Raw genomic sequence first — 1,811 nt, 5'->3', positions numbered from 1 at the left:
GCGCGGCACCGTCGAGGCCGACCAGGTGCTCGTGGCGACCAGCGGCTACACCAGCCGGCCGTTCCGCTGGCACCAGGTCAGGATCGCGCCCGTCGGCAGTTTCATCATCGTGACGGAACCGCTGGGCAAGGACGTCTGCGTTCGGTGGCCGCGCCCGGTTCGCCGGGTCCAACCAGCAGTCGGACGCCAAGAGCGGGCGCATCCTGCACAAGGCGATGACCGAGGTCTTCCCGCAGCTCACGAAGACACGCGTCGACTACTGCTGGGGCGGCCTGGTCGACATGAGCATGGACCGCATGGTGCACGCCGGCGAACACGACGGACTGTTCTACTCACTCGGCTACTCCGGCCACGGCGTCCAGATGGCCACCCACATGGGCAAGCAGATGGCCGAGTACATGAACGGGACCGTGGCCGCCAACCCCTGGCGCGACCTGCCCTTCAAGCGCATACCCGGCCACTTCGGCCCGCCCTGGTTCCTGCCCTTCGCCGGCGGGTTCTACAAGTTCAAGGACCTCATCAAGTAAGGCGGCCGGTGGCCTTCCCGTACGCCGCCCACGACGTCCTGAACATCGACGCCCACGGCGCGCACGGTACCGTCGAGGCCGAGGACTGCTCCGACTTGTCGGCGGCGCCCTCGGCCTCGAAGCCGGTGCCCTGTTGGCCTTTGGGATCTGGCCCGGACCGAAGACCTCTCGTCGTCTTCCTCATGCCGGCCACGCCACCCTGGGCGCCTCCGCCTGAGTCGGCACAGAGACCATGACCATCGCGGCGGCGGAGTCCGAGGGCCCCGTGAAGTCGGGCCGCCAATCCTCAGCTCGGGCCTGTACAACCCTCAAGGTGCCGGCCTGCACGTTCGTCGGCCATGTTGCGTCGCGGTCCCCTGGGCCTGCTCGTCTGCGCGATCACCGCCGGATCACGCCGTTTCCGCGCGCCGCCCGCTGAGTTTCGCCGAGGCGTTCGCCGACGCTCAGGACGCGGTTGAGGTTCCGGGTGAAGAGAGACGAGGCCAGGCCGAATTGCGCGACATTGGCGGCAACGGCCTGGCCTGTAGGACTTGCGCAGCCCCGTCACCGAAAGGGACTTCCCCGTCAGCGAAGACCCAGGGGCCAGGGCCGAGGCGAGGAGTTTGGTCTGCTCAGGCATCGGCCCACTCCTGCCAGCGCTTGGTGACCGCCTCCTGGTTCTTGTCCCACCAGGCCACATCGGCGTCGAACCCGGTCTTCAGGTTCTTCGGCGAGGTCGGCAGCAAGGCCAGGACATCGTCCGAGATCAGCTTGGTGGCAGCGGGGACGACCGGGCCGTGCGGGAAGAGCTTGGCGAAAGCCGCCTGCACCTCGGGACGCAGCGAGAAGTCGATCAGCTTGTAGGCCGCGTCCGTGTTGCCCGCGCCCTTGGGAATACCCCAGCCGCTGGTCATCCTGCGGGCCTCGTTCCACTGGTAGGCGACCGGCATGCCCTGCTTGATCAGCTCGTCCGCGCGGCCGCCCCACAGGCTGCGGATCCGCGACATCGAGGCGAACGCCCGGTCCACATCCAGCGGGTACAGCTTGTCCAGCGGAACCCCGTCGGCCAGCAGCGCGAACTCCAGCTCCGGCAGGTCCACCTCTGCGCTCTGCAGCGAACGCGCACCGCTGAAGGCATCCGTGTTCCAGAAGTCCGCCCAGCTCTTCGGGACACGCTTCAGGCTGTCCGTGCGGTAGGCCATCACACTCGCCCACACGTTCTTGCCGACCGCGTACTCCGGCAGGTTGTGCTCCGCGATACCGGCACCCTTGACACTCTTCAGCCGGTCATGGTCCACCGGCTCC

At 67.9% G+C, this 1,811-nt stretch carries 1 protein-coding gene and 1 pseudogene; one reads left to right on the top strand and one right to left on the bottom strand.

What is annotated here, in order from left to right:
- Nucleotides 1-197: 197 nt before the first annotated feature.
- Nucleotides 198-527, top strand: a pseudogene (locus IO24_RS47045) (NAD(P)/FAD-dependent oxidoreductase); the annotation flags it as partial.
- Between the two features lie 611 nt (nt 528-1,138).
- On the opposite strand, the gene IO24_RS0139920 reads toward IO24_RS47045, so the two are convergent.
- Nucleotides 1,139-1,811: extracellular solute-binding protein (locus tag IO24_RS0139920; protein ID WP_031144772.1), on the bottom strand; the 673-nt coding region annotated here is incomplete at its 5' end.

Source organism: Streptomyces flavovariabilis (assembly GCF_000725785.1).
Taxonomy (GTDB): Bacteria; Actinomycetota; Actinomycetes; order Streptomycetales; family Streptomycetaceae; genus Streptomyces; species Streptomyces hawaiiensis.
Note: the sequence above shows the minus strand (reverse complement) of the source record. Positions and strands in the feature narration are given on the sequence as shown.